A 6,143-nucleotide genomic window follows, 5' to 3' on the forward strand; every position below is an offset into this window, starting at 1 on the left:
TAAAATCGTGTATTATACTTGGTAACGAATTACATTGAGTGTTGAAAAAATAAATCAAATTTTTTAAAAGTACTTTAAAGTTATTAGAAATTATTTATTGGTGGTTATAAAGGAAAATAATTAAATAAAGGGGGGAAAAAGTATTTCTGTAAAAAAAAATTTAATTTATCAAATGGGATATCAATTTTTTATGATGATTACTCCTTTTATTTTATCTCCATATTTAGCAAGAATTTTTGGTCCTGAGAATATTGGAAGAACATCTTTTATATCCAATATTAATAATTATTTTTTATTGTTTGCCTCTTTAGGGATTTCTGTATATGGAAATAGAGAAATTGCATTTGTGAGAAATGATCGAAAAAAGCTTAGTCAAATTTTTATGGATATATTTTTTGTTCATTTTATTGTAGGAAGTATTATTTTCGTCATATATTTATTTTTTTGTTTTTATTACAAAAATGATCAAATTTTATATTTAATAAGTTCATTAAATATTTTAGCAACTATTGTTGATATTAGTTGGTTTTATGCAGGTATTGAAAAATTTAAAATTACTATTTTTAGAAATGTATTGATGAAAGTATGTTGTATTATACTTATATTTTTATTTGTTCATAGTCATCTAGATATAGGATTATATTTATTTATTAATGCATCCACTTTATTAATAGGACAACTATTAACATGGATAGCTTTAACCAAATATATAACATTTGTAAAACCTGACTATAGAAAAATTTTGTATCATTTAAAACAAATGATAATACTATTTGTACCTATAGTGGCAATGAATATATATCATCAAATGGATAAAACGTTACTAGGTATTATGTCTACAAATGCAGAATTAGGATTTTATGTTTATGCTGAAAGAATTATTGCTATACCGGTTGCATTATTTAGTGTCGTTTCAACAGTTATGATGCCTAGAATATCACATGTTACGCATCAAAAGCAGTATGAACAACAGAATCAATATATAAATATAATGTTTAAATTAAATACATTTTTAAGTATAGGTTCTTTTTTTGGATTATTAGCCATAAGTCATATATTTGTTGAACTTTTTTTTGGAATAGATTTTTATAAAGTTTCTGACATAGTTAAATGTTTGTCTTTGACATTACCAATTATTGGTTTTTCTAATGTGATTGGAAATGGATATTTATTACCAAATAAAAAGGATAATATATGGATATTATCTTTAGTTGTAGGTGGAATTGTAAATTTGGTTGCAGATATGTTTTTAATCCGTTATTGGTATGCTCTAGGAGCAGCATGGGGAACTGTACTTGCAGAACTTTCTGTTTTGATTGTTCAATTTATACTATGTAAAAATAATTTTGAATGGAATGTTGTATTTAAATATATTTTTAGAAATATTATTTCAGGAATAGTCATGTTTTTAATTGTTTATCAAATTTTATTCTATGGAGAGAATTGGCAATTTTTAATTTTATCAGTAAGTATAGGATTTGTTATTTATACATTTCTTAGTTTCTTTAATTTTAAAAATATTAAATAAGGAGGTATAAGATGAAAATAAAGTATAGTTTTATAATACCTGTTTATAATCGTGAAAAGTATATAGACAGATGTTTAAATAGTATTCTTAAACAAAAGATATTTAATATTCCTTTTGAAGTTATTATTGTTGATGATGGGTCAATTGATGAAACGGAAAAGCATATTAGAAATTATTTATCACCTCATATTCACTATTTAAAAATTAAACATAGCGGACCTTATATTGCTAGAAAAATTGGTATAGAGAATGCTAAAGGGGAATATATATTATTTGTTGATTCAGATGACTATATTACAGAGGAATATTTAAAGATTATAGATCAAAATATTAAAGATTATGATATTTTGGAATTTGGATTTTATAGTAAAGACGCCAAAAAAAATTTTTTACCTTATGACACTGATTCTTCTATTTATTTAAAGCATTTAGTTTCTTCGCGATATAAAGGGTATAGTGGTTCTTTATGCATACGTGCATTTCAATCAAATTTATTTAAAAAGTTTCTTTTAGAAAATTATCATTATTATTATGCAGAGGATCTTATGCTTCTGGTACATGCTTATCAACATGCTAAAAAAGTAGGCAATATTAAGCAAGTTTTATATCACATTTATCCATCTGATAATTCTCTTACACGAAGTCAATTTGATGAGAGAAGATTTTCCGCAATAGAGATAGAAGAAAAAATTTTGCAAATTTTAAAAGAATATAATCAACATTATGATATGAAAAAAGAAATTATGTATTCTAAATCTTTTATATTAAAAGGAGTATTAGTTTTGTCGTCGCATTTATATTTAAACAATTATAAGGTTTATATTAAAAATAAAAATAGATTAAAAACATATGTTCATCAGTATAGTTCTTTTGCAGCATTTTATTATCTATCTTGGAAGATGAAAATAGGCTATTTCATTTACATAATAAGTCCAACTCTGTTCGTTTTTATCTTTAAGCATTATATATTATTGAGAAAAATTCATCATGAAAAATAAGATACCTTTAATTAGTGTAATTGTCCCTGTATACAACGTTAAAGATTATTTAAAAGATTGTTTAAATTCTATTATATTACAATCTTATAGTCATATGGAAATTTTGCTTATAGATGACGGGAGTACGGATGGTAGTGGTGACATTTGTGATGAATATGCAAAAAAGGATTCTCGAATTAAAGTTTTCCATCAAAAAAATTTGGGTCTATCTGCTGCAAGGAATATGGGATTAAATCATATGAATGGTGAATATCTTACTTTTGTTGATTCTGATGATACTATTTCTAAGTTCTTTTTAGAATTATTATTGAAAGAAATATTAATGTATCAAGTAGATATGGTTGTATGTGATTATTTAAGATATGTTCATGATGATGAAATTATAGATCAATATATTGATTCATATCAATTATTCTTTTTAAGTGGTACCGATGTTTTAAAATCTTTAGGAAAATCATATCATTATTTATTCATACCTTCTTGGGGAAAATTATACCATAAAGATATATTTAAACATTTACGATTTAAAGAGGGAAAAATACATGAAGATGCTTTTATATTTCATTTGTTATATGAAAAGGTGAATAATATTTGTTGTTTAAATACTAAATTATATTTTTATAGATTATCATATATGAGTATAACGAGAATAAAGGGAATATATTATGATCATTTTGATATTATAGATGCATTAGAAAGTAGACTTCGTTTTTATCAACAAAAACAATGGGGTGAATGTGTAGATGCAACTATTAATGAGATTATTTATAAATTGATGAATGGTTATGATGATGAAAGATGGGATAAAAATTTCATTAAAGAGAAAATAAAATATTACAAAAAAAAGTATTCTAAAAAAAGAAATTTAAGATTATGTATTGAGTTGTTTTTATTTTCTATATCTCCAAATTTAAGAAAATATAGTATTTTACTTTTAAAATATATAAAAAAATTAATACATAATTTTAAAAGTTGAAATATTATTTTAACAATATTTGACAAAAATCTTGATCTTTTCTACAATATCTGTAAGTAGGTGAGGTTTGTGAAAAAAATACAAATAAGTCAAACTTTAAAAAATATTATTGTTATTGTTGTGATAGCAGTTGTTTTCTTTTTTGTTGGAAAAGTATGGCCAAGTGGTGAAGAACCAACAGCCATTACAAGTGATTTATTATCACAACAAATTCAAGGTATTAGTGAACTAGCAAGTGTAGAATATAATTATACCAATATGGGAAAATATGAAAATCAGGCGACTTTTTATGGTTGGAAAGTCCCTTTTACAACAAAGAGTTTCATTTTATCATATGATGGTCAAATTAAGGCTGGTATTGATATGAGTCTAGTAAAAGTTAATGTTCATGGTCAAAATATTGATATAACAATACCACAAGCTAAAATATTATCTCATGAAATTGATCAGGAAAGTATTGAAGTTTTTGATGAAACAAAAAATATATTTAATCAGATTAGTATTACTGATTATAATCAATTTGCGATAGATCAAAAAAAGAGCATGGAAAGTAAAGCACAAGAAAAAGGATTATTGGAAGAAGCTCAAAATAAAGCTAAAGAAACAATACAAACATTTGTAGAATCAATGTATTCATCTTCAGATGATTATAAAATTGAAATAAAAGTGGCAGAATCTTAAAGTTCTGTCATTTTTTGTTGAAATATAACGATATTATAGTATAATGTTAGAAGTTTGGATATAGAAATGGGAGGTCATATATGAATTCAAGTCAAAGTGGTAAGAAATTAGCGAAGAAAATGATTATTGCTTTAATTTGTGGTTTAATTGCAGGGTTTGGATGTATTTTATTAAGAGAAAATTTATTAGCGAATGGGCAGGAAGCTTTATGGAATACAATCAATAATGTATTATTTCAAGATATTACTGCTGAAGGCGCTAATAGTGCAATTGGTTTATTTTATATTGTAGGGCAATTATTTGTAAATGCATTACAATTAATTATTATTCCAATGGTATTTGTATCTATTATTTTGGCTATTTGTGTTATTACAGATACAAAGAAATTAGGAAGAATTTCTTCTAAAACAATAGGAACATTCCTTATAACAACAGTTTGTGCTTTAATATGGGCTGGTATTATTGGTTCAATTGTTTATCATTTAGGAGCATTTAATGCAGTACATGCTGATAACTTAGTGATTCAACAAGGAGCTGTAGGTTCTAATCCATTAAATATCATTGTATCAGTGATTCCTAATAATTTAATTAATGCATTTACAAATAATGGTAATGTTTTAGCAGTTGTTTTCTTAGCAGTAGCGATTGGACTTGCTATGAATCAATTAAAAGATAAAACAAAAACATTAAAGAAATTATTAATTGAATGTAGTGATATTATTTCAGTTTGTTTATCATTTATAATTACAAAATGTGCACCATATGCAATATTTTGTTTATTAACAAGAACATTTGCAATCTATGGAATTGATTATTTATTACCAGCTTTGGCTTATGTCTTAACAGTTCTTTTTGCTTTGCTTGTTTATTTGTTTATAGCTTATCCTATCTATTTAATGGTTATGGGAAAAATCAATCCAAAACCATTTATGCGTAAAATACCAAAAGTTGCTTTATTTGGTTTTTCAACATCATCAAGTGCAGCAACATTACCATTAAATAAAGAAACAACAGTTCATGAATTGGGTGTAAGTGATGAAATAGCTTCATTTGTTTTACCATTAGGAATGACAATTAATATGGATGGTACAGCCATCATGCAAGTTATTGCAGCTATCTTCATTGCAGCAAGTTCTGGTTATGATGTATCTTTAACATCTATGGCAGTCATTGCATTTCTTGCTTTAATTGCATCAGTAGGTACACCTGCTGCACCAGGAGCTGGAGCCGTTATCTTATTTACTATTTTGACTGGTATGGGATATACAAATGATGGGGCATTATTGGCTTATTCATTAATTTTAGCAATCAATAGACCAATTGAAATGCTTGTCACATCTTTAAATGTTGTTGGTGATTCAGCAACTTCTGTTATTGTTGGTAAAAAAGAAAATATGTTAGATGAAGATATTTATCATAGTTAAGTAGACTCAAATTGAGTTTACTTTTTTAATCACTATATTTGCTTAAAGTAAATGTTAAAAATAAATCTTCACTTTCTAGATAATATAGAATCTAATTTTTAATATTGATATAATGCAGATGGAACAGCAATAACGGTAGGTGGTTATGCCTTAGTCGTGGGACGAAGGCACGTGATCCTTCGTTGACATAGATATTCATTTAATAAATGGAAATATGAAAGACGGAGGTGATGGACATGACATCTTATGAGATGGTCATGATAGTGTTAGGAATACTGACATTTATCATGACAATGATAAGTGTTATAGTGAAATTACTTCTTATTATTATTGATAAGAGTAAAAAAAATAACTACCTCGTGCTTAGGGAAAATTGAGGTAGTTATTTCTCCTTAATTTAATCTAAGGCATAACCGTTTATCGGCTGTTCCTTTTTTCAATTACATTATAGTTTATGTCATTTTAGATGTCAATATACGAATAAATATATCTATTTATATGAATATTTAATAATGTTATAATATATTTAAAAAGTA

General features: G+C 25.5%; 5 protein-coding genes. All 5 read left to right on the forward strand.

The window, feature by feature from the left end; all coding sequences use genetic code 11:
* Nucleotides 1-163 precede the first annotated feature (163 nt).
* A complete protein-coding gene (locus E0K96_RS11880; RefSeq protein ID WP_370519930.1) occupies nucleotides 164-1,528 on the forward strand; it encodes an oligosaccharide flippase family protein in 1,365 nt (454 codons plus the stop codon).
* A gap of 11 nt (nucleotides 1,529-1,539) precedes the next feature.
* On the forward strand, nucleotides 1,540-2,526 hold the full coding sequence (locus E0K96_RS11885) for a glycosyltransferase family 2 protein (RefSeq protein WP_168083404.1): 987 nt from the start codon (nucleotides 1,540-1,542) through the stop codon (nucleotides 2,524-2,526).
* The gene (locus tag E0K96_RS11890; protein ID WP_168083406.1) at nucleotides 2,516-3,502 is read left to right on the forward strand and encodes a glycosyltransferase family 2 protein; all 987 of its coding nucleotides are present in this window, start codon (nucleotides 2,516-2,518) and stop codon (nucleotides 3,500-3,502) included. The genes E0K96_RS11885 and E0K96_RS11890 overlap by 11 nt, the downstream gene beginning before the upstream one ends.
* Nucleotides 3,503-3,571: 69 nt before the next feature.
* Nucleotides 3,572-4,183, forward strand: a complete 612-nt coding sequence (locus tag E0K96_RS11895; RefSeq protein ID WP_370519929.1) for a DUF4230 domain-containing protein — start codon at nucleotides 3,572-3,574, stop codon at nucleotides 4,181-4,183.
* Nucleotides 4,184-4,263: 80 nt separating this feature from the next.
* Nucleotides 4,264-5,607 (forward strand): dicarboxylate/amino acid:cation symporter, encoded by a 1,344-nt coding sequence (locus tag E0K96_RS11900; RefSeq protein ID WP_168083410.1) that lies wholly within the window; start codon nucleotides 4,264-4,266, stop codon nucleotides 5,605-5,607.
* Nucleotides 5,608-6,143: the final 536 nt, after the last annotated feature.

The organism is Massilimicrobiota sp. SW1139 (assembly GCF_012027715.1).
GTDB lineage: Bacteria > Bacillota_I > Bacilli_A > Erysipelotrichales > Coprobacillaceae > Allocoprobacillus > Allocoprobacillus merdigallinarum.

What these genes read in the sequence shown, in the direction of transcription:
- E0K96_RS11885 (WP_168083404.1), top strand. Translation starts at nt 1,540, where the DNA reads ATGAAAATAAAGTATAGTTTTATAATACCTGTTTATAATCGTGAAAAG.
- E0K96_RS11890 (WP_168083406.1), top strand. Translation starts at nt 2,516, where the DNA reads ATGAAAAATAAGATACCTTTAATTAGTGTAATTGTCCCTGTATACAAC.
- E0K96_RS11900 (WP_168083410.1), top strand. Translation starts at nt 4,264, where the DNA reads ATGAATTCAAGTCAAAGTGGTAAGAAATTAGCGAAGAAAATGATTATT.